Source organism: Blastomonas natatoria, assembly GCF_003201955.1.
In the GTDB taxonomy this organism is placed as follows: Bacteria; Pseudomonadota; Alphaproteobacteria; order Sphingomonadales; family Sphingomonadaceae; genus Blastomonas; species Blastomonas natatoria.
The window spans coordinates 16,167-37,651 of the sequence record NZ_QJJM01000009.1 but is presented as its reverse complement, the minus strand read 5'-3'; the positions used below and the strand labels follow the sequence as shown (position 1 = coordinate 37,651).

The 21,485-nt window shown below is 65.2% G+C and carries 16 protein-coding genes; 2 read left to right on the top strand and 14 right to left on the bottom strand.

The window, feature by feature from the left end:
* Positions 1-2: 2 nt before the first annotated feature.
* The 12 genes from bchZ to C7451_RS12280 form a co-directional block, all read right to left on the bottom strand.
* Positions 3-1,457, bottom strand: coding sequence for a chlorophyllide a reductase subunit Z (gene bchZ, locus C7451_RS12335; protein WP_110299282.1), 1,455 nt, complete (start codon positions 1,455-1,457; stop codon positions 3-5).
* Entirely contained in the window at positions 1,454-2,986 is a 1,533-nt protein-coding gene (bchY, locus tag C7451_RS12330; RefSeq protein ID WP_110299281.1) for a chlorophyllide a reductase subunit Y, read from the bottom strand. The genes bchZ and bchY overlap by 4 nt, the downstream gene beginning before the upstream one ends.
* Positions 2,983-3,981, bottom strand: coding sequence for a chlorophyllide a reductase iron protein subunit X (locus tag C7451_RS12325; RefSeq protein WP_060978489.1), 999 nt, complete (start codon positions 3,979-3,981; stop codon positions 2,983-2,985). The genes bchY and C7451_RS12325 overlap by 4 nt, the downstream gene beginning before the upstream one ends.
* On the bottom strand, positions 3,978-4,904 hold the full coding sequence (bchC, locus tag C7451_RS12320) for a chlorophyll synthesis pathway protein BchC (RefSeq protein ID WP_110299280.1): 927 nt from the start codon (positions 4,902-4,904) through the stop codon (positions 3,978-3,980). Before bchC ends, C7451_RS12325 begins: the two co-directional genes overlap by 4 nt.
* Positions 4,905-5,070: 166 nt before the next feature.
* Positions 5,071-6,180 (bottom strand): acetylserotonin O-methyltransferase, encoded by a 1,110-nt coding sequence (locus C7451_RS12315; protein ID WP_244181856.1) that lies wholly within the window; start codon positions 6,178-6,180, stop codon positions 5,071-5,073.
* 5 nt (positions 6,181-6,185) lie between these two features.
* Positions 6,186-7,079 (bottom strand): alpha/beta fold hydrolase BchO, encoded by an 894-nt coding sequence (gene bchO, locus C7451_RS12310; protein ID WP_110299279.1) that lies wholly within the window; start codon positions 7,077-7,079, stop codon positions 6,186-6,188.
* Positions 7,076-8,842, bottom strand: coding sequence for a magnesium chelatase subunit D (locus C7451_RS12305; protein WP_110299278.1), 1,767 nt, complete (start codon positions 8,840-8,842; stop codon positions 7,076-7,078). Before C7451_RS12305 ends, bchO begins: the two co-directional genes overlap by 4 nt.
* The gene (gene bchI / locus C7451_RS12300; protein WP_110299277.1) at positions 8,839-9,837 is read right to left on the bottom strand and encodes a magnesium chelatase ATPase subunit I; all 999 of its coding nucleotides are present in this window, start codon (positions 9,835-9,837) and stop codon (positions 8,839-8,841) included. The genes C7451_RS12305 and bchI overlap by 4 nt, the downstream gene beginning before the upstream one ends.
* Before the next feature lie 236 nt (positions 9,838-10,073).
* Positions 10,074-11,360, bottom strand: coding sequence for an acyl-CoA dehydrogenase family protein (locus C7451_RS12295; protein ID WP_110299276.1), 1,287 nt, complete (start codon positions 11,358-11,360; stop codon positions 10,074-10,076).
* A 43-nt stretch (positions 11,361-11,403) separates the two neighbouring features.
* The gene (gene creD / locus C7451_RS12290; RefSeq protein ID WP_110299275.1) at positions 11,404-12,771 is read right to left on the bottom strand and encodes a cell envelope integrity protein CreD; all 1,368 of its coding nucleotides are present in this window, start codon (positions 12,769-12,771) and stop codon (positions 11,404-11,406) included.
* A gap of 1,174 nt (positions 12,772-13,945) precedes the next feature.
* Positions 13,946-15,259, bottom strand: coding sequence for a M20/M25/M40 family metallo-hydrolase (locus C7451_RS12285; RefSeq protein ID WP_110299274.1), 1,314 nt, complete (start codon positions 15,257-15,259; stop codon positions 13,946-13,948).
* A gap of 10 nt (positions 15,260-15,269) precedes the next feature.
* Positions 15,270-15,845, bottom strand: coding sequence for a PH domain-containing protein (locus C7451_RS12280; protein WP_167398531.1), 576 nt, complete (start codon positions 15,843-15,845; stop codon positions 15,270-15,272).
* A gap of 218 nt (positions 15,846-16,063) precedes the next feature.
* Here C7451_RS12280 and C7451_RS12275 point away from each other — a divergent pair, with 218 nt between their 5' ends.
* On the top strand, positions 16,064-18,127 hold the full coding sequence (locus tag C7451_RS12275) for a TonB-dependent receptor plug domain-containing protein (protein WP_146215364.1): 2,064 nt from the start codon (positions 16,064-16,066) through the stop codon (positions 18,125-18,127).
* Between the two features lie 123 nt (positions 18,128-18,250).
* Complete coding sequence (locus C7451_RS12270; RefSeq protein WP_110299271.1) at positions 18,251-19,030, top strand: outer membrane protein assembly factor BamD; 780 nt, start codon at positions 18,251-18,253, stop codon at positions 19,028-19,030.
* Positions 19,031-19,091: 61 nt separating this feature from the next.
* Here C7451_RS12270 and argF read toward each other — a convergent pair whose 3' ends face one another.
* Complete coding sequence (gene argF, locus C7451_RS12265; protein ID WP_110299270.1) at positions 19,092-20,018, bottom strand: ornithine carbamoyltransferase; 927 nt, start codon at positions 20,016-20,018, stop codon at positions 19,092-19,094.
* 153 nt (positions 20,019-20,171) lie between these two features.
* Complete coding sequence (locus C7451_RS12260) at positions 20,172-21,371, bottom strand: aspartate aminotransferase family protein (RefSeq protein ID WP_110299269.1); 1,200 nt, start codon at positions 21,369-21,371, stop codon at positions 20,172-20,174.
* Positions 21,372-21,485: the final 114 nt, after the last annotated feature.

Here is a 21,485-nt window from a genome sequence, read left to right as displayed (position 1 = left end):
GCTCACGCGACCTCACCCATATTCTGTGCGACGGCTTCCTCCACCAGCCGCACCTCGGTTACTGAATCTTCGCCTGCGCGCCGTGCTGCCCTCTCCGCAGCGTCGCGCAATGTCTTGGCCGCAGAGATGCGCACCAGCACCGGCTGCGCATCGACCAGCCGGTCGAGCAGCGCCTTGGCTTCATCGGTCCAGGCGAGTTCCCGCTCGATTCTGGCCGGGGTCGCCGCCACGGCATCCATCTGGCTAGACAGTGGCAGGATGTGGAACAGCGCGTCGAACAGCGCATTGCACACTTCCTGCACAAGCCACGTCGCGCCCGAATAGCCCATTACCGGCGTACCCGTGTGGCGGCGGATCACCGCGCCGGGGAAGCTCGCCGGAATGTACATGCCGCGCGCGCCGCATTCGGCCATGTACATCCGCTCGTTATAGCTGCCGAACAGCACAAGCGGCGGGTTGGTGCGGATCGCCGCGCGCACCGCCTCGTTGTCGGGCTTCACGCCTGCCGTGCGGCTGAACGCGAAATTGCACGGCAGCCCCATGTCATGCTCGAGGAAATTGCGGATGCCGCGCGCATAGGTCTCGTTGGCATGGATGCCGAAGCTCGCGGTGCCGAAGAAATCCTGGGTGACCGAACGCCACAGGTCCCAGAGTGGCTTGATCGTCGTGTGCTTCTCGCGGTCAATGAACGGCTCGGGGTTGAGGCCCGTCAGCTCGCCCAGCTTGCGCAGGAACAGCGTTGTCGATTCAAGGCCGATCGGCGCCTGCAGATAGGGGCGTTCGAGCGTCTCGCACAGGTTGCGACCGAACTCGCGGTACATGCAGATATTGACCTCCGCATCCGCCAGCTTCTTCACATCGGCCAGATGGCTGCCCAGCGGGAAGACCATGTTCAGTTCGCAGCCAATGCCCTCGACCAGCCGCTGGATCTCGGCCAGGTCGCTCGGCATGTTGAACGTGCCGTAGATCGGTCCGATGATGTTGACCTTGGGCTTCGCGCCTTCCTTGCGGGGGGCGAGCGGCTTGACTTTTTTCGGGCCGAACTCGGTCCACAGCCAGGTCAGCGCGCGGTCGGCGGCCTGCCACTGGTCCTCGTCGATGGTGCGCGGCAGGAAACGGCGAATGTTGGTTCCGTTGGGCGTGACGCCGCCGCCGATCATCTCGGCGATCGATCCGGTGACGACCACGGCGGGAAGATCGGGATCGAGCGTCTGCCAGGCGCGGCGCATCGCAGCTTCGGTGCCGGTCTTGCCCAGTTCTTCCTCGCCAAGGCCAGTCACGACGATAGGCAGCTCGTGCGGCGGCAGCGCGTCAGTATAATGCAGCACCGAGGTCACCGGCAGGTTCTCGCAGCCTACGGGTCCGTCGATGATGACCTGCAGGCCCTTGATCGCGGTGAACGCGTAGACCGCGCCCCAATAGCCCCCGGCCCGATCGTGATCGATGATGAGTGTCATGTGCCCACCGCCTCTTCGGACTTGTTGAGGCCGGCCATGCGGGCGGCGTACTTCTTCTTGAACTCGGGCCGATCGACCGGCGTGTCGCGCCAGATGCCGGCATTCGCATCGGTACCGACGCCGTCGAAGAAGCTCTGCATCCGGTTGAAGCGGTCCTGGTTGGCGAGCGCGGCGTTGATGACGACCGCGAGCGAGCCTGCGCCTGCCGGGCCCATCAGCGGCCGTGCCGAGATGAGGTTGGTGAAATACAGCGCCGGGATCGCTTCGCTCTTCGCGTGCTGGACGACCGGGGTCGTGCCGATGGCGAGGTCCGGACGATATTCTTCCACCGCCGCGATATCCTGCTCCAGGCTGGCGCGGTACTGGATGCGCACGCCACGTGCTTCGAGCCACGCACGATCAGGTTCAGACCAGCGGGTCTTGGGGCAGGCGGTGCCGACATAGGGCACATCCGCGCCGCTTTCGATCAGCAGCCGGGCGACCAGCAGTTCAGAGCCTTCATAGCCCGAAACGGTGATGCGACCCTTGATCGGATTGGCATCCAGCGCCGCACGGATCGCGGGCAGGAACTTGTTCTTGGCCGCTTCGACCAGGGGCCGCGCGATACCGCAGGCCGCGCCGATGGCGTCGAGCCAGGCAGCGGTGCCATCGACACCGACGGGCGCGGACCCGACGACGGGCCGACCGGCAGATTCGAACTCGCGCACGCTGGCGGTGTAGAAGGGATGGATGGCAGCGACGACAGCGCAATCGAGCGCGCTGTAAAGCTCACGCCATTCACGGGTGGGAACAACCGGGCCGGCCGCAAGGCCTAGAGGCTCGAGCATTTGCCCGATGCCGACCGGGTCAGCGGGGAACATCTCGCCCAGGAGAGTCACCGTTGGCCGGTCCGGTCGATGGCTGGGAGCCGCAACCGGCCCCTGCGAAGCTTCCTTGCGCGCATAGGCGAGCATCGCGCCTGCCAGCACGTCCTTTGCCTCGGCATGGGTCGGCACGCCGAAGCCCGGCACGTCGATGCCGATGACGCGCACGCCGTTGATCGCCTTGGGCAGGCCCTGCAGCGGCACGCCCGATGCGGTCGGCACGCACAGGTTGGTGACGACGATCGTGTCATAGAGCGCCGGGTCGGCCATCAGGTGGACCGCGTCGCGAATATCCTCGTAGAGCTTGCCGGTGACCAGCGTTTCCGAGCTGAACGGCACATAGCCGACCGAGCGGCGCGCGCCATAGAAATGCGAGGTGAAGGTAAGGCCATAGACGCAGCAGGCGGAGCCCGACAGGATCGTCGCGGTGCGTCGCATGCGCAGGCCCACCCTCAAGGACCCGAACGCCGGGCACATGCTCTGCGGCTGATCGTGCGGCCCTTGCGGATAATCGGCAGCATAGCGCGCCAGAACCTCGCCCTTGCCCGCCTGCTCCGCTGCCGCGCGCATGGTGTCCTTCGACGCGCAGCCGCCCTCGACAGGAACGGCCGCAAGGTCGATCCGGTCGGGGTTGCGTGGCGCAGGAAAGGCGGGGCTGTCGGTCATACCTGGTCGTACACCACTTCGAGCGAGGCCTTTTCCTCGAACACGCCGCCCCGCATGTCGGCCTGGGTCGCGGGGACCAGCTCGACATTGCCGCCGGTATCCTCGGGCTTGAAGAGGCCGAGCAACCCGTCCTGGGTGAGCGGGCGGGGATGCGTCGGCTGCGCCTCGGCGACGTTGAGGCCGAGTTCAGCAAAGAGCGGGCCCCATTCGCTGTCGGGCCGACCGATGATCTGATAATTGGCCGACTTGCGGCGGATATCCTCGTTCGCGGGGATCGAGGCGAGCACCGGGATGCCCACCGCTTCGGCAAAGGCCTGCGCCTCCCCGGTGCCGTCATCCTTGTTGATCAGGATGCCAGCAACACCGACATTGCCGCCCATCTTGCCGAAATAATCGACCGCCTTGCAGACATTGTTGGCGACATAGAGCGACTGCAGATCGTTCGATCCGACCACGATCACCTTCTGGCACATGTCGCGCGCGATCGGCAGGCCGAAGCCGCCACAGACCACGTCGCCAAGGAAATCGAGCAGCACGAAATCGAAACCCCAATCGTGGAAGCCCAATTTCTCGAGCAGTTCGAAGCCATGGATGATGCCGCGTCCGCCGCAGCCGCGACCGACTTCGGGACCGCCGAGTTCCATCGCGAACACGCCGTCGCGCTGGAAGCAGACATCCTCGATCTTCACCTCTTCGCCGGCCAGCTTCTTGGCGCTGCTGGTCTCGATGATCGTCGGGCACGCCTTGCCGCCGAACAGCAGGCTGGTGGTGTCGGACTTGGGATCGCAGCCGATCAGCAGCACGCGTTTGCCCTGCTGCGCCATCATGTAGCTGAGGTTCGAGAGCGCAAAGCTCTTGCCCGATCCGCCCTTGCCATAGATGGCAATGACCTGCGTTTCCTTGGTCACAGGGCCCGTGGCGACGGGATCGGGTTCATGCGCGGCTTCCTCGCGCAGGGCAGCCACATCAGGACCAGAGTTTTCAAGCATCGTCATGCGCAAGCGCTCCAATCGAGTATCATCTTGAGGCAGGCAGGGTCGGTGAACGCAGTCGGATAGGCGGCTTCGGCCCGCTCGACCGGCTGGACATGGCTGACCAGTCCGGAAAGGCTGAGCGCACCGCTGGCAACCATCGCGCGGATCGCGACCAGATCGTCCGGTCCCCATTCGGCGGCGACGCGAATGCGCGCCTCGCGCATGAAGGCGGGCGGAAAGGTGAAGCTCAGGGGCTGCTGGTAGAAGCCGGCGAGCGTCACCTCGCCGCGCTTGGCCAGGCGGCCGATCAGCGTGTCGAGCAGTGCCGAGTCGCCACTGACATCGCAGATGCTGCGATAGTCGCAGCGCTCGTCGGCATCGGGATGGACCACGGCATAGCCGTGATCGCCGCTTGCGCGCTCGGCGTCGATTTCCCACACGGTCGGCGCGGGCGCACCGCTGGCGATGGTCAGCCGCGCGAGCAACCGTCCCAGGATGCCGTGTCCGACAATCAGGTCCGGGGCTTCGCCGCCTGCCATGGCGTGAAGGGCGGTCGCGGCAAGTGCGAACAGCACACCATCGCTGCCCCAGCTTTCGTCGATCGGCAGCGCGCGAGCGGACGGAACAACCAGCCGCCGCGCCGATCCACCGAACAGGCCGCGCGCATCGGCAAAGCAATTGGCGCCGGGTACGAATACCCATTCGCCGATCCGGCCGCGGCATTCGCTGCCCGAATCGACGATGCGACCAACCGATTCATAGCCGGGAACAAGCGGATAACCCATGCCGGGGAAATTGGGCATCTTGCCGGTGAACAGCAGTTTTTCGGTGCCCGTGCTGATGCCGCTCCACGCGATCTCGACCACCACATCGCCCGATTCGGGCGCGTTCAGCGCGAGGGCGCGAAGCGCAAGGCGGTGCGGCGTTTCGAAAATGACGGCCATTGCCTGCACGTGCGCGCTCCCCTTGTTCTTGGCGACAGACCCCCGAAGAGGGACCTTCCATCAAGGTGTCATCTTATATTAACGCCCTCTAGTGTCAATCTAGGTTTACAGATTCAGGCGCATTAGTTCCGCGACGGGAAGCGGGCGGCTTGCGATGAGCGGAATGTCAGGCCGTAGCGGCAATCACGCGCGTGACGATGGGCAGGCCGGTGCGTCGCTCGCTCCAGCCTGCAAAGCCCGCTTTGGTCAGCATGGCGCCGATTTCCTGCGGGGTACGCGCGCGGCCCGATCCCATGGCGAGCAGATAGAAGCCGAAATAGGCGTCTGCCATAGCCTCGGCGCCAGGCGTGCCCGCCATCGGCTCGGCGATCAGCAGCGTGTCGCCCGGTTTCAGTGCGGCGTGCACCTTGACCAGCAGGCTCTGCGCCAGGTCGTCGTCATGATCATGCAGGATGCGGATCAGCGTGATCAGGTCATAGCCCTGCGGAATGGAGTCGTTGCGAAAATCGCCGGGATGCGGGGTGACGCGCACGCCCCGTTCGCCCAGTTGCCGCGCGCCGATGGCGGTGACAGCAGGCAGATCGAACAGGCCGAATTCGAGCGCCGGTGCGACATCCGCCACCGCCGCGATGAACGCGCCTGCGCCGCCGCCGACATCGAGCATCCGCCGGTGCTGGCCAAAGCGCCAGGCATGCACCACCTGATCGGCGACCATCGGCTGCGAGGCGGCCATCAGCTGCGAATAGGGCGAGACCGCCGCCTGATTCTCGCCCTCGCTGCCGTCGCCCAGCGCATAGGGCCAATAGCCTGCGAGCGCGCCCGGCGCGCTGCGTTCGCCCCGCAGCAATGACAGCGGATCGGCCAGATCGGCATAGAGCAGATGATGGTGACGGATCATCGCGATCGCACCGGGATTGCCGGTCAGCGCGACGCCCTGTTCGCCGAGCATCCACAGATCCTCGCCGACGCTTTCGATCACCCCCAGGGCTGCCGCAGCCCGAAGCAATCGGTGAGTCGCATCCTCGCCCAGCCGCGCCAGCGCGCCTAGCTCGGCCGAGCTTGCAGCCCCGTCCTCAAGCCTTGCCACGATGCCGCCTTCGACACAGGCGTAGAGCGTCTGCGAATAGGTGAAGCCCGCGATGATGTCGAACAGCCGCCTTGCCCGCACGCGCGATATGCCGCGCGCCAGGATCGAGCGCGAGGCCCAGGACTGGAAAGCGGGGTTGCCGATGATGCTGTTGCGCCAGCCGACCCAGCGCTGTCTGAACCCCGCCATCGCTTTCAGGCCGCCACGGCAGGGCTGGCAGCAGCGAATGCGAGGATCATATCGGCCATCAGATCGGGCGCTTCTTCATGCGCCAGATGTCCCAGATCGGGAATGACCTTCTGCTCGGCCCCGGCGATCAGCGCCGCAGCACGCTCGACCGAATCGGCGGGAATCATGGCATCGCGCCCGCCATGGATCAGCAGCGTCCGTCCAGCCAGACCGGGCAGGCTGGCCGAGAGCGTGTCGAGGTCCCAGTTTGCCATCATCCCGATCGCGCCGGCGCAATGGTCCGATGTGCGGAACAGCCGGTGGTAGAGATCGACCCCGCGCTCGTCGATGCGCGAACCGGTCGAGGATTTGAGGAAGCGCGCGACCTCGCCCCGGCCGCTGGCCATCTGGGCAAAGATCATCGCGGTGAACGGGTTGACGAAAAGCACGCGGGCGAGCGCAGGGAACAGCCGCGCGGCAAGCCCCGGAAAGGGCATCAGCGCCGGCGTAATGCCGATCAGTGCCGAGTCCCAGCGTTGGTCGAGCATCAGCCGCGCACCGATCGCTGCGCCCGCCGAATGGCCGACGATCACCGAGGGGGCGGCATAGCCCAGCTTGGTCAGCAGCTCGCCCAGCGCCTTCGCCATGCCCGGCAGGCTCTGCCCGCCCGAAATCCGCCCTCGCGTGAAGCCATGGCCCGGCATGTCAGGCGCGATCACGCAGTAGTGCTTCGCCAGCAGCGGCAGCAGATCGCGCCAGCTGTGCGTCGCTGCGCCCGTACCGTGGACGAGCAGCAGCACCGGTGCACCCTCGGGCCCGACGATCTGGACGTGCCAGTCGAGCATCGCGGTGCGCACGAAGCGGCTATATTCGCGATTGGGCCAGTCCTGCCCCTCGACCTCCCAGCGAACCGAACTCATGACGCTTTCCCGAATTGCAGCGCGCTCACCGCCTGCTCCACCCCCCGCGCGTCGGCGCGTGGCAGCGCCAGATAGCGCGCGCGCATCGCGGCGGCAATCGCCGCCGCCTCGGGCTGGGGCCGGGCGGAAATGTCGATCACCACGCCCTGCGTCCCCGATGCGGCGAAGCGGCGCGCAGCGGCCAGCGCATCCTCGCCCGCCTGGGCGCGGCCCGGCTGACCATGCTTGTCGATATTGCCCTTGCCGTCGGTAAGCAGCGCCACAAACGGCGTGCGCCCGCGCGCAGCCTGGGTCTCGGCGAGCTCCGATGCTGCAGCGAGACCCAGCGCGAGCGGCGTCCCGCCGCCGCCGGGCAGTTCGCCCAGCACCTTCTTGGCGCGGGTGAGCGATCGGGTCGGGGGCAGCAGCAGCTCCGCAGCCGTACCCCGGAAGGCGATCAGCGCCACCTGCGCGCGCTTCACATAGCTTTGCGCGAGCATCAGCTCGACCGCGCCCTTGGCCTCGGCCAGCCGCGCCAGCGCCGAGGATCCCGAAGCGTCGACCGCAAAGATCGTCAGTGCCTCGGCGCGCTCCTCGAACCGGCGGATACGCAGATCGCCCTTGCGAATGCGCAGCCGTTTCGGCGCGTCCTGCGCTTCCTGCTGGCGGCGGATCTCCTGCCACGGCACGGCTGCACGCAGCGTATCGATCAGCGCCAGTCGTGCCCCGCCGCGTGGCAGGCCGGGCCGAGCGCCGAGCGGCCGCCCGCGCAGCTGCGAGGCGCGCTTGCGCCCTGCGCCACCCGCACCGCTCGCGCGCCGGGCACCGCGTCCCTCGCCGATCCGCGCGAGCACATCCTTGGGGATCGAGGCAAGCGCTGCAGCGAGAACCAGATCGTCGAGCGCGTCGGGATCGTGATGGTCCTGCTCGGATTCCGCATCGCCCGGTGGCGGTTCGTTTTCAGGCTCGGGGGGCGGAGCCGGTTGGTCATCCGCCTGCTGCGGGATGCGCGTGGCGCGCGGCCCGAGGATGGTGCGCGCAGCGAAAGCGAGGTCTTCTTCGCCGGGATCGCGCGCGTGCCATTCGGCGTGCAGGCGCGTCGCGGTCTGCGCGAACAGAAGCGCGCGTGCGGAATCGACGCCCAGGGCAAGGGAGAGGCTGGCGAGGCTTGGAGCAAAATCCCCCCCTTCGTTTGTCCCGAGCATGTCGACGGACGTATTCGCTGAGGTTGGAGAAGGTCCCTCGACTTCAGCCAAAGGCTGAAGTTTATCCTGAGCGACGCCGACAGGCGGCGTCGAAGGGCTCGGGACAGACGGGAATGGGGCCAGCGGCGCGTTGGCTGAAACCAAGGCCCCCACCCCCTCGCACCAGAACGCCACCCGCTCGGTCAGCGAAACCGGCGCCCCTTCATCCTCCCCGCCGTCATCGATCAGCGCCAGCGCGAAGCCCGCGCCTGCATCCATCGCCTGCGCGATCCGCCCTGCGACCAGCGCGGACATCCGCTCGGCCATTGGCACGACCAGTAGGCCCCCCGCCGCCTCCTGCAGCAATCCGGTCTGTTCTATGCGATGCCCGGCCGCCAGCGATGCCGCAACATCCAGCCCCCCGCACAGTCGTTCCTCGTCGATATGCACGGGGACGCGGCGCACGGCGCGACCCTCGAACGCGGCCATCAGCAGCGCCAGCGCAGCCTCGCGCTCGGGCCCCGCCCCGCGCAGCCAGATGCCGCCCAGCCTCGCTGGCGCAGCGGCCAGCAACCGGGCCGCCATCAGCGTGTCGGTCATCCGAAAAGCTCGGTCAGCGCCCGGTCTATGCGCGCGGTCGATCCCGTCTCGTCGAGCACGTCGCGGCGGAGGCGATGGCGCAGCGCCATAGGCGCAATGGCGCGCAGATGCTTGCGTTCGGCCGATTTCGCGCCCTCGAGCGCGGCATAGGCGCGCGCGGCCCGCATCAGCGTCAATTCGCCGCGCAGACCGTCTGCCCCCACCGCGATGCACAGGCTGGCCGCATCCTGAAGCGTCGAATCGGGCATGCCGACCGTGGGCAGCGCCTTCTTGCCCCTGGCGATACGCTTGACGATCTTCGCATCCGCGTCGGCCCAGTCGGCGGCAAAAGCGGCGGCATCGCGCTCCTGCGCGTCGCAGCGCCGCATGATCTCGATGCGCTGTTCGATATCCTGCGGCGTCTTCACTTCGACCGACAGGCCGAACCGGTCGAGCAGCTGCGGGCGCAGTTCGCCCTCTTCCGGATTGCCGCTGCCGATCAGCACGAAGCGCGCGGGATGGCGCACCGACAGCCCCTCGCGCTCGACGAGGTTCTCGCCCGACGCCGCGACGTCGAGCAGCAGGTCGACCAGGTGATCCTCGAGCAGGTTGATCTCGTCGATATAGAGGTATCCGCGATGCGCCCGCGCGAGCAGCCCCGGCTCGAACGCCTTTTCACCGCGCCCCAGCGCGCGCTCCAGATCGAGCGCGCCCAGTACCCGGTCCTCGGTCGCGCCCAGCGGCAGATCGACGAACGGTACCGGCACCTTGGCGGTCTTGCGCGATCCGCACTGATCGGGGCAGCGATCGGCCTCTTCGGGTGCGCAATTATAGCGGCAACCCGCGATCGCCAGCATAGGCGGCAGCAGCGCCGAGAGGGCGCGCGCGGCGGTGGACTTGCCCGTCCCGCGATCACCGAACACCATCACCCCGCCAATGCGCGGATCGACCGCGCTGATCAGCAAGGCACGCTTCATTTCGTCCTGGCCGACGATGGCGGAAAAGGGAAAGGCCATAAGTTGCCTGTCTAACACATTGCACCGCTGCGACAAGCGGGAGTGTCAATCAAAGTTGACGCTTGGCTGTTCTTAAATCCTCCCACAGCTTGCTGGGGGAGGGGGACCGCCCGCGCAGCGGGTGGTGGAGGGGCGGCGGGATGGCACGATTATGAAGCGACGCACCACCTCGCTTCCCCTCCACCACCGACCTCTGGTCGGCGGTCCCCCTCCCCGAGACAAGCTCGGGGAGGAATTTATTCGAACAGCGCGCGCCTGGGCCCCAGAAAGCCGAACAGATAGGCCGCCACCTTCCGCATCTGGATCTCTTCCGACCCTTCGGTGATGCGATAGCGCCGGTGATGGCGATAGATATGCTCGAACGGCGTGTGGCGCGAATAGCCGATGCCACCGTGCACCTGCATCGCCCGGTCCGCCGCCTCGCAGCACAGCCGGTTCGCCCAGTAATTGCACATGCTGACCTTGTCGGACAGTTCGCGCTCGATCGCCTTGTGCGGCATGTTGTCCATGTCCCACGCGGTCTTGCGGATCAGCAGGCGCAGCATCTCGGCCTGGGTCGCGAGTTCGACCAGCGGGAACTGGATCGCCTGATTTTCCGCGAGCGCCTTGCCGAACGGCCGCCGCTCGCGCGCATATTTTACGCTTTCCTCGATGCAGAACACCGCCGCGCCCAGCGAAGACGCCGCCTGGCGGATGCGGTTCTGGTGGACGAAGCTCTGCGCCAGCGAGAGTCCGCGCCCCTCCTCGCCCAGCATCGCGCTTTCGGGCACCCAGCAATTGGTGAACGATAGGCGCGGGTGATCGGTGGGCATGTTGAAGGTCCACAGATATTCCTCGATCTTCAGCCCCGGCGTGTCGGTGGGAACCAGCAGGCAGGTGATGCCGCGCGCGTCGCCATCCTGGCCGCTGGTGCGCGCGAACAGCGCGCAATGCGTCGCGACATGCATGCCGGTGATCCACATCTTCTCGCCATCGATGCGCCAGCCGGGCAAGCCATCGCGCGTCTCGCGCACCGCGCGCGTCTCCATATGCGTCGCGTCCGATCCGTGGTTGGGTTCGGTGAGGCCGAAGGCGGTGATCCGCGTGCGCTCGAACCCGCCCAGGATGAACTCCTGCTTCTGCTCCTCGGTGCCGAATTCCTCGAACATCGCGACGAAGGGGAAATTGCCGACAATCGAATGCTCGTTCTGCAGGTCGTTGTGCAGCCCCAGCCCCTGCGCCGCGAAATGCTCGCGGATGACCGCCATCCACAGGTTGGAGCCATCCTTGCCGCCATATTTCTTGGGCGCGGAAAAGCGCCAGTGTCCGGCAGCATCGGCACGGCGTTGCGCCTCGCGCAGCAGCTCTTCCCAGTCGTGGCGCGGCAGGCCCCCGTTGTCGAAATCGGTGCGCGCCCATTCGCGGCGATGGTCGAAAAAGCGGATATTGTCGTCCGCCTGTTCGAGCGGCTTGATCTCCTTCGCGATGAACGCGTCAAGCTCTGCCAGATAGGCGGTCAGCTCCGCCGGAAGCGTGAAATCCATGGGTGCATCCTCATCTTATCGTTTGGATGCACTATGAACGGCTTTACGCTTCCGGCAAGTCCCTAGAGGGCTCGGGCTCGGGCTCACGCTTCCCCAGGCCGGACCAGTCGACCCGCCGCGTGACATACATCACCGCCGCCAGCGCCACGAACAGAAGCACCGATCCGATCAGCAGCGAATAGGCCTCAAGGTTGAGCAGCACATAGAGCAAAGCGTACAGCCCGAGCAGCAGCCCGCCGATGAACCCGGCGCGCTTGGTGCTGCCCAGCACCGCGGCGCTATAGGCGCTGATGAGCCCGATGATCGCGCCCGAGGCGAGCAGATAGGCGAGCGTGAACCCGATGATCTCGGCAAAGGCGAGCAGCAGCACGAAGAACAGGATCAGGCCCGCGCCGGTCAGCAGATATTCCGCCGCCGCAACGCGCGCGCCTGCAATGATGTCGAACATCAGGAACGCGAGGAAGGTGAAACCGATGAACAGAAAGCCGTATTTCACCGCACGGTCGACCTGGCTGTAGAGGTTCACCGGCTCGATCAGATCGATCTGCGCCATCTGCGCACCGGCACCGATCTGCTCCCCGGGCTGGGGCAGCTGCACGATCGCACGGCCCAGCGCGAGATTGCTGATCTTGTAGCGTGCGGTGAAGCCCTTGTCGGTCACTGAGCGATTGTTCGGCAGGAACTGCCCGGCAAAGCTGGGATGCGGCCAGTGCGAGCGCACCGTCCAGTCGGTCGATTCGGCATCGGGGATCAGCATCAGCTGGCCGTTGCCGCGCACGCCGAAGCGATAGGCGACATCGAGCGGCGCACCGGCGCTCGCGGACCAGTCGGCAAAGGCGAAGAAGCCCGAACCATTGGTGGAGCCCAACCCCTTGCCGGGGCGCAGCGGCAACGACTGGCCCGCCATGGCGAGGCTGTTGTCGGCGAGCAGCCCGCGCGCATCCGAAATGCCGACGCGGACCTCCGCGCGGTCGAGCATCAGCTCCTCGGGCTTCACCCCGAAGCGGGCGAGATCCTCAGGGAGAGCGAACCGCGCCGTGCCCTTGACCCGGGCCTCATAGACCACGGTCTCGTAGATCGACTTGGTCCGCCGTTCAGGCTCGACATCGACCGATGCGGTGTTGGTGACGGGTGCGAGGAACAGCTCGCGCTCGATCGTCACCGCGCGCGTCGTCGCCTTGCCGTTCTCGGTGACGGTCTCGACCGATTGCTGGCGATAGGGGATGACCATCACCGGCCCTGCGAGCATCTGCGGCCCGCCCCAGCCCTCGGCGACGCTGGCGCGCGCCGTTTCAGACTGGCTCTGCCGATCCCAGACGAGCGCATAGACCATGAACAAGGGAATCGCGAGCAGCGCGCCGATCAGCACGGTCATGCCCAGCTTGAAGCCGGGGCTACGTTCCTTGGCCATGCGTTCTGGTCCCTCCACGGTTCGTCGATGAAAATGCACAGGTCAGCTATGCGTGCAAAGCTGAATCGGGTGTGAACTGCGTCACAGCGAATCGACGAGCCGAGCGTTAACCCTGTCGCGGAAGCCGGATGCCTCACCCGTTCGTTGCCCGCTAGCAATCGGGGCGTCCGGTTTCCACTAGCCGTGAATCGTTACTCCCGTCATTCCCGCGAAAGCGGGAATCCCGCTTTCGCGCAACAGTCGCGCCAAAAGCGGGACCCCCGCCTTCGCGGGGGTGACGAAGTGGTTCTGAAATCAATAGAGCCTGGGCGTTCAGATGGCGTCTGTATGACATCTCTTCGCGCCTTCGCCTCTCCGCTTGAACAATGGATTCACGCGAAGCCGCGAAGGGCCAGTGCAAGCCCGCCCCTTCCCCGGTCCCCTGCGAAGGCAGGGGCCCCTCTCCAGACGGTTGAGTCCAGATGCGCGGGCTGGAGATGGATGCCTGCCTTCGCAGGCAAGCGGGAAATCGCCACCCCTAACCACCCCCGCTCCTCCGGAGCCGCAGGCTTTAGCCCGCGAAGTCGAAGGACCTGCGCCCACGTGAGCCGTATAGCGGGGCCTTCGACAAGCTCAGGCTGAGCGGGGTTGGTGCGGCTTTAGGGCGGTCGAAGAGACAATGTGCCGTCTTCAAAACGACACCAAAGTGAACATTGTGCAAATAGTGTCTCTACGTCACTATTTAGCCATGAACCGCAAACTTGCTTCAACAACCATCATAGCTACTGCGCTTTCCCTTGGCGGCTGCCACTCGGTACCCGATTGGGGGCCACCGCGTGGGTTTGCTGTCGCAGGAGGAGATGTTGTAGCTATTGGTCGATTGGAGAATTTGAATAGCGAACCCGCCAGCTATGACCCCAACGATGTGCTCGGTCATGGTTGGTTTTCTGCCAGGCTGCACATCTCGCAGGTGCAATCAGGGCACTTGGCGAACCGGGTCGTGCAAGTCCGCTATTTCGGACACACGTCACTCCGAGAGGACGTTAGATTTCGTTTTCGTCTGAGGGCCGTCGAAGGTGGTGAATACCTGATATGTAAACGACCGGGCTCCAGCGGCTACAATTGCGATCAACAGCATGGCTCATAAGTCCATTTCCTATCCATAATCTACCATTCAGTTCGCCAAACCCGCCCCTCACCTTTTCTCCATCGCCAACCGGCTCATCAAAATCGCAGCCCGCTTTGCTTGACGCTTGATGCTCGGCAGATCCACCGTCTCGCCTGGCGCGTGCGCGCCGTCGCCTGCTGGCCCCATGCCGACCAGCCCGTCGACATAGCGCGCAACGAACGAGATATCGCCTGCGCCGCGCTTCAAGGGATCGAGCTCGGCCATCTGCTCCAGGCCCAGGTCCGCGTTGATGACGTTGAGCCGCTTGAGCAGCGCGCGGTTGCCTTCGGTCGGGGCCATCGGGGGATAGCCCTGTTCGAAGATGATCTCGGCGCTGGTGCCGGGCAGATGCTGGGCGACGATCGCCTGCATCTTCGCCTTGACCCGTTCGGACTGTTCGTCGCTCAGCGTGCGGAAATCGCCGCGCGCGATCGCCTGGGCGGGGATGATGTTGGTCTTGCCCGCCGCCTGCGCGCGGACGAGGTCGGTATCGAGCTGCGCCACCGATCCACCCGCGATCAGGCCGACATTGAAGGTCAGCTTGTCCTCGGGCAGCTCGTCATGAAACTGGTCGATGATCCGGGCGAGCTCGTAGATCGCGCCATGGCCCGCGCTCGCCGAAAAGATGCCCGAGCTGTGCCCTTCCTTGCCGGTAGCGTTGACCTGCCAGCTATAGGATGAGCGGCGCGCGATCGAGCCCATATCCTTGCCGTCGACTTGGCTCAGCCCTTCGAAATCGAGCGCGACATCGGCCCATTGGCCCCATTTGACGAGGTCCGCGCGTGCGATGTCGATGGGGTCACCCGCGTCCTCCTCGTCACCGGTGAGCACGATGGTGATGGTCGCGGCAGCAAGCGTGCCCGCCTTCTGCATCGCGTCGAGGGCGGCGAACATGGTGATGACGCCGCCCTTGTTATCCTCGATCCCCGGCCCTTCGAGCGTGTTGGCATCGATGCGGCGGACATTCTGGAACGGCGAATCGGGTTCGAACACGGTGTCGAGATGGCCGATCAGCAGCATCCTGGTGCTGCCCGGGCGTCCGGTGCGCGTGGCGATCAGGTGTCCGGCGCGCTTGGCAGCGCTCTGGTCGATCCATTCGACCTTGAAGCCCAGCTTTTCCAGCTCGGGCGTCACCATTTCGGCCACCTTCCTGACGCCGGGAATGTTGCGGCTGCCGCTATTCTGCCGGGTGATCGCCTCCAGCACGCCGATCCATCGGTCATGGTCCTTGTCCACCGCCGCGACCATCTTCGCCTCCTGGGGCGACAGCTTGGCCAGGGCGGGGGCAGAGATTGCCGCCAGCGCGGTGGCAGCGGCGAGTGCGAAAGTCCGGAATGTCATTGTAAACCCCTTAACCGATATCGAATTCGCGCACGCCGCGCTTCTGGCGGATGGCTTCAACGCGGTCGCGCAGCTCGGCGCGGATCGCGCGCGCGTCGCGCACATTGGTCACCTCGATCATCGTGCGCGGATGCGGCGCAGCCGAGGCCGTGCGCCCGGTCGAATCCGACGAGCTGATGCAGATGGTGCCATTGTCGAACATCTGCTGGATGATGGAGAATTCAACCTTCACGTCCTTGATGCGATAGAGCTCGATCTCTTCCTCGCTGCGCATCAGGATGCCGCGCCGCATGAACAGCCGCTGGTCGTCGATCCAGAACAGGCTCGCGCGGTTCTCGATCGCGTTCCAGCCGATCCACGCGCCCAGCACGACCGCGAGCACCGCACCGGTCTGCCAGCCATAGCCTGCATAGATGCCGCCCGCGAGCAGCGCGAGCGCAACGCCAAGGATCATCCAGCCGGTGCCCGACTGGAACAGCCAGGCAAAGGTCGAAGACCGAAACTCGATGCGCGGGACGCCCTCCATCCGGCGCACGCCGCTGCGCGGCTCGATCGGGCGGTGTTCGATAATGTCATGCGGGTCCATGGCGCGTCCTTCCCCTGAACGCCAAGGTCTTAACCGGCCAGGCGGCGGCGGTAAACGGGATTGCACATGAGCGACATGAAAGCTGCTCGTCGAAGCCGAAGGTGCGCCCGTCGAAGCTGCGGCGCATTGCAGATGCGATCGGACGCAGGGAACGACTACGGATGTAGTTGAAGAGCTGCGACAATCGGGCGGCATCCGCAAAAGGCAGGGGAAATTTCGTGAAAATCCGGTATCTTGCATCCGTGGCGGCGATCGCCCTGGCTGGCCTGCCCGCCATGGTTCGGGCGCAGGAGGCCGGGCCCGCCACGCCCGCGTCGGCAGACCAGACAGCCACGCCGCTGCGCAGTTTCGACCCCGCCTATTTCACGCAGTTCGCGCCGCGCACCGCGCTGGACATGGTGCGCCAGATCCCCGGCTTTTCGATCGCCGAGGGCGAGGACCGGCGCGGCCTGGGCCAGGTGTCGAGCAACGTGCTGATCAACGGCGAGCGCTTCTCCGGCAAGAGCAACGATGCCGTGTCCGAACTCGGCCGCATCGGCGCGGCCAATGTCATCCGCATCGAGCTGATCGACGGCGCGACGCTCAACCTGCCGGGGCTGACCGGCCAGGTGGTCAATATCGTCAGCAAGGTCGACAGCCTCACCGGCCAGTTCCGCTACAGCCCGCGCGTGCGCTTCCGGCGCACCGATCCGCAGCTGCTGAACGGCGAGGTTTCGGTGAGCGGCAAGGCGGGGAAGATCGCCTATACGCTGAGCCTCGCCAATAACAGCTTCCGCAACGGCAATGCCGGGACCGAGCGTGTGCTCGATGCCGCAGGCAATGTCACCGACCGGCGCTATGAGGAGCTGTATGTCAATGGCGACGAACCCCGGATCGCGGCGGGCATCAAATATACCGGCGATACCGGCCAGATCGGCAATCTCAACCTCGCCTATCAACGGCGCTGGGTTCGGATCACCGAGGATTCGGACGGCGAGGTGGTGCGCGACCGCGATTATCTCGAGACCGAGAAGGAAAATAATTACGAGATCGGCGGCGACTATCTGTTTCCCTTGTGGGGCGGCAATCTCAAGCTCATCGGCCTGCGCCGGTTCGAGCACAGCCCGTTCTTCACGCGCATCTTCCTCGATTTCGAGGACCGCCGTCCGCGCGAGGGCAACAGCCTGGCGACCCGGATCGACGAGACCGAGACGATCGCGCGCGCCGAATATGGCTGGAAGGCGGGCAAGGCCGACTGGCAGTTCAGCCTCGAAGGCGCGATCAACAAGCTCGATACCGATGCCGAGCTGAAGCTGCTCGACACGGCGGGCCGGTTCAACCCGGTGCCGCTGCCAGGCTCCGACGCGACGGTCGAGGAAAAGCGCGCCGAGATCGGCCTCAGCTATGGCCGCCCGCTTTCGTCCAACCTGACGCTGCAGACCTCGATCGGCGGCGAATATTCGCAGATCATGCAATCCGGCCCCAACGGCCTGACCCGAAGCTTCATCCGTCCCAAGGGCTTCGTTTCGCTCGCCTGGAAGCCGGTCCAGTCGCTCGACCTGAGCCTGCGCCTGCAGCGCGATGTCGGCCAGCTCAACTTCTTCGATTTCGTCGCCTCGGCCGACCTCGGCGCGGAAAACCAGAATAGCGGCAATCCCGATCTGGTGCCGCAACAGAGCTGGAATATCGACTTTCAGGCGACCAAGAATCTGGGCGCGCTGGGCTCGATCAATGCCAAGGCGTTCGTCAATTTCGTCGAGGATATCGTCGATCAGGTGCCGATCGGCGCGACCGGCGAGGCCCCCGGCAATATCGACAGCGCGACCATCTGGGGCGTTTCGATCGATTCCACCTTCAAGATGGACGTGATCGGCTGGACCGGGGTGCGCTTCGACATCGACTATACGTATCGCAAGTCGAGCCTTCCCGACCCGCTGACCGGCATCAACCGTCGCATCTCGGGCGACCTCATCCATGAATTCAGCGCTGAATTCCGCTATGACATTCCCGGCGGCAACTGGGCGGTGGGCGCGAACTATTTCGACTTTTCACAGGCCGACGAGGTGCGCCTGAGCCAGCTCGCCGAATTCCCGATCGATGGCGGGGACCTGGGCTTCTATGTCGAGAACAAGGATGTGCGAGGGCTCACCGTCCGGCTCGGCCTGTCGAACCTTATCGGCACCAACGAGGCGTTCCGCCGCACCTTCTATGTCGCTCGCCGCGACGGACCGGTGGCGTTTGTTGAGGACCGGGATCGATTCTTCGGCCCCGTGGTCAGGCTCGACATCAACGGCAGCTTCTGATTCCCCATGGTTCATCGGCGATACAGCCAGCCAAAACTAGGCGAAAACCCGTGCGGTGAATCCTTCCCGCCCCCCAGGATTTGCGCTTGGCGCACGGGTGCTTAGCCGATAAGGGTTGCGGCCATGAACAAGGCATTGAAACTGGCTCTGGCAGGCGCGGCAGCGTTGACCGTGCTTTCAGGCTGCGCAGGCGGCAAGGACAAGGTCAACACCAACTATATCGCGCGCGATGTCAGCACGCTGTACATGGCCGCAAAGGACCGGCTCGATCGCGGCCAGAACAAGATCGCCGCCGAGCTGTTCGACGAGGTCGAGCGTCAGCACCCCTATTCGCCCTGGGCCCGCCGTGCGCAGCTGATGAGCGCGTTCAGCTATTATCTTGCCAAGGATCACAACAAGTCGATCCAGTCGGCGCAGCGTTTCCTGTCGATCCACCCGGGCAACAAGGACGCGCCGTATGCCTATTATCTGATCTCGCTCAACTATTACGAGCAGATCAGCGACGTGACCCGCGATCAGAAGATTACCCAGCAGGCGCTTGCCGCGCTGGGCGAAGTGATGCGCCGCTATCCCAATACCCGCTATGCGTCGGACGCGCGGCTGAAGGTCGATCTGGTGAACGATCACCTGGCCGGCAAGGAAATGGAAATCGGCCGCTATTATCAGCGCGCCTCCAACTGGCTGGCGGCCACGCTGCGCTTTCGCGAAGTCGTCGAAAAGTACCAGACCACCAGCCACACCGCCGAAGCGCTGTACCGGCTGACCGAATGCTATCTGGCGCTGGGCATCCCTGCCGAGGCCAAGAAATCGGCTGCGGTGCTGGGCGCGAACTATCCGGGCTCGGAATGGTACGAACGCGCCTACAAGCTGACCGAAAAGCACAGCGACCTGATCGCCAGCTGATCCCGCCGGTTCCTGCAAGATACACAAAGGCCCCGGAAGCGCTGCTTTCGGGGCCTTTTTCTTACAACTGACCGAACACCCAGCGCAGCACCGATTTCTGCGCGTGCAGCCGGTTTTCGGCTTCATCCCAGACCACCGATTGCGGCCCGTCGATCACGCTGGCCGTCACTTCCTCTTCCCGGTGCGCAGGCAGGCAATGGAGGAACAGCGCGTCCTTCTTCGCCCTGGCCATCAGCGCATCATTGACCTGGAACGGCATCATCGCCTTCAATTTCTCCTCGGCGTGAAGCTGGCCCATCGAAATCCAGGTATCGGTGACGATCACATCGGCACCCGTCGCTGCCTCCTGCGCATCGCGATGGAAGCTGATCGTACCGCCAGCCGTACGCGCTGCTGCCACGAACACCGGGTCGGGATCATAGCCGTCGGGGCAGCCGATGCGCACGGTGAACTTCATCAGCCCTGCGGCCTCGACGATCGAGTTGAGCACGTTGTTGCCATCGCCCAGCCAGGCGACGACCAGACCGGGCAGCGTCTTGCGATGCTCGATGATGGTCAGCAGATCGGCGACGATCTGGCAGGGATGCGACAGGTCGGTCAGACCGTTGATCACGGGAACGGAGGCGAAGTGCGCCATCTCCTCGATCTTGGCATGATCGTCGGTGCGGATCATGATGGCATCGCACATGCGCGAGAGCACGCGCGCTGTATCCGCCACCGTCTCGCCGCGCCCCAGTTGCGTGCTGCCGGCATCGAGGATCAGGCTGGTTCCGCCAAGCTGCCGGATTGCCATGTCGAACGATACGCGGGTGCGGGTGGAATTCTTCTCGAACACCATGGCGAGCGTATGCCCCTCGAGCGGCGCGTCGGGATCGGCCTTGCCCCTCGGCCAGCCGTGCCGCGCCGTCTTTCGGTCGAGCGCGTCGTTGATCATTGCGGCCAGGGCATCGTGCCCGGCATTGGACAGGTTCAGGAAATGACGGGTCATGAATGATCTCCCCCCTCCTCTCTCCTTCGCAGGGAGAGGATACGGAGCCTTGGCAGCATCGCTGCCCAGGCAAAGTTGGAGAGGGGCATGCGGCGTTGCGCCTTCACCCCTCTCCCAGCCCTCTCCCCTGAAGGAGAGAGGGCTAGCCAGGTATCAAGCAGCCTCAGGCAGCGCGAAGTCTCGTGCACCTGCGGACAGGCGCTCGATGAACTCGTCGATATGTGCCTGCTCGATCACCAGCGGCGGCAGGATGCGCACGACATTCTCGCCCGCCGCCACGGTCAGCAGCCCGTGATGATCGCGCAGATGCGCAACGAAAGCGCGGTTTTCCGCCCGGTCCTTGAGCTTGAGGCCCAGCATCAGACCCATGCCGCGGACCGAATCGAAGATCGCATCATGATTGGGGATGAGCTGCTCCAGTGCGCCACGCAGCCGCTCGCCCATATTGCGGACATGCGCCAGGAACTCGGGATTGTCGACCACGTCGAGCACCGCCTCGCCCGCCGCCATGGCCAGCGGATTGCCGCCATAGGTGGAGCCGTGCGTCCCGACGACCATGCCGCGCGCCGCCTTTTCGGTGGCAAGGCATGCGCCCATCGGGAAACCGCCGCCAATGCCCTTGGCGGTCGCCATGATGTCGGGCTCGATCCCGTATTGCTCATAGGCATAGAGCGTTCCGGTGCGCGCGACGCCGCATTGCACCTCGTCCAGCACCAGCATCAGGTCGTGCTCGTCGCACAGTGCGCGCAGGCCTTTCATGAACTCAGGGGAAGCAGGACGCACGCCGCCCTCGCCCTGGACCGGCTCGACCAGGAAGCCTGCGACATCGGGGCCGATCGCAGCCTTGGCGCCTTCCAGATCGTCGAAATCGACATAGCGGAAGCCCGGCAGCAGGGGGGCAAAGCCCTTGTGCATCTTTTCCTGATTGGACGCGCTGATCGTTGCCATCGTGCGACCGTGAAAGGCGTTCCTAAAGGTGATCAGCACGGTGCGGTTGGGATCGCCGCCCTCGGACTGGTGATACGCGCGCGCAGTCTTGATCGCGCATTCGCACGCCTCGGCGCCCGAATTGGTGAAGAACACGGTATCGGCAAAGGTCGAATCGACCAGCCGCTGCGCCAGATGCTCGCCCTGCGGGCTTCCATAGAGGTTGGAGACGTGAATCAGCGTCTCGGCCTGTTTCTGGATGGCTTGCGTCAGGTGCGGGTGGCCGTGGCCCAGCAGGTTGACCGCGATGCCGCTCGCGAAGTCCAGATATCGCTCGCCACGTTCTCCGATCAGGTAACAGCCTTCGCCGCGCACCGGGCGCACGGCGCACCGGGGGTAAACGGGCATCAGCGGCGTGATCGTCATGACAGCCTTGTCCTTCCTTCAAACGGCCCCGAGCATGAAAAACCGCAACCGCCCAACGATCGGCGCAGGAGGCCACTGCACCAAAAGTAAAAAGGCGACCCCGGGAACAGGGCC

Excerpts from the sequence above, each read along its gene's own strand:
- C7451_RS12325 (WP_060978489.1), bottom strand. The coding sequence starts at position 3,981 with ATGACGATGCTTGAAAACTCTGGTCCTGATGTGGCTGCCCTGCGCGAG.
- bchZ (WP_110299282.1), bottom strand. The coding sequence starts at position 1,457 with ATGACACTCATCATCGATCACGATCGGGCCGGGGGCTATTGGGGCGCG.
- C7451_RS12315 (WP_244181856.1), bottom strand. The coding sequence starts at position 6,180 with ATGGCGGGGTTCAGACAGCGCTGGGTCGGCTGGCGCAACAGCATCATC.
- C7451_RS12280 (WP_167398531.1), bottom strand. The coding sequence starts at position 15,845 with ATGGACCCGCATGACATTATCGAACACCGCCCGATCGAGCCGCGCAGC.
- bchO (WP_110299279.1), bottom strand. The coding sequence starts at position 7,079 with ATGAGTTCGGTTCGCTGGGAGGTCGAGGGGCAGGACTGGCCCAATCGC.
- C7451_RS12270 (WP_110299271.1), top strand. The coding sequence starts at position 18,251 with ATGAACAAGGCATTGAAACTGGCTCTGGCAGGCGCGGCAGCGTTGACC.
- argF (WP_110299270.1), bottom strand. The coding sequence starts at position 20,018 with ATGACCCGTCATTTCCTGAACCTGTCCAATGCCGGGCACGATGCCCTG.
- bchY (WP_110299281.1), bottom strand. The coding sequence starts at position 2,986 with ATGACCGACAGCCCCGCCTTTCCTGCGCCACGCAACCCCGACCGGATC.
- bchI (WP_110299277.1), bottom strand. The coding sequence starts at position 9,837 with ATGGCCTTTCCCTTTTCCGCCATCGTCGGCCAGGACGAAATGAAGCGT.
- C7451_RS12295 (WP_110299276.1), bottom strand. The coding sequence starts at position 11,360 with ATGGATTTCACGCTTCCGGCGGAGCTGACCGCCTATCTGGCAGAGCTT.
- C7451_RS12305 (WP_110299278.1), bottom strand. The coding sequence starts at position 8,842 with ATGACCGACACGCTGATGGCGGCCCGGTTGCTGGCCGCTGCGCCAGCG.
- bchC (WP_110299280.1), bottom strand. The coding sequence starts at position 4,904 with ATGGCCGTCATTTTCGAAACGCCGCACCGCCTTGCGCTTCGCGCCCTC.
- C7451_RS12285 (WP_110299274.1), bottom strand. The coding sequence starts at position 15,259 with ATGACATTCCGGACTTTCGCACTCGCCGCTGCCACCGCGCTGGCGGCA.
- creD (WP_110299275.1), bottom strand. The coding sequence starts at position 12,771 with ATGGCCAAGGAACGTAGCCCCGGCTTCAAGCTGGGCATGACCGTGCTG.
- C7451_RS12260 (WP_110299269.1), bottom strand. The coding sequence starts at position 21,371 with ATGACGATCACGCCGCTGATGCCCGTTTACCCCCGGTGCGCCGTGCGC.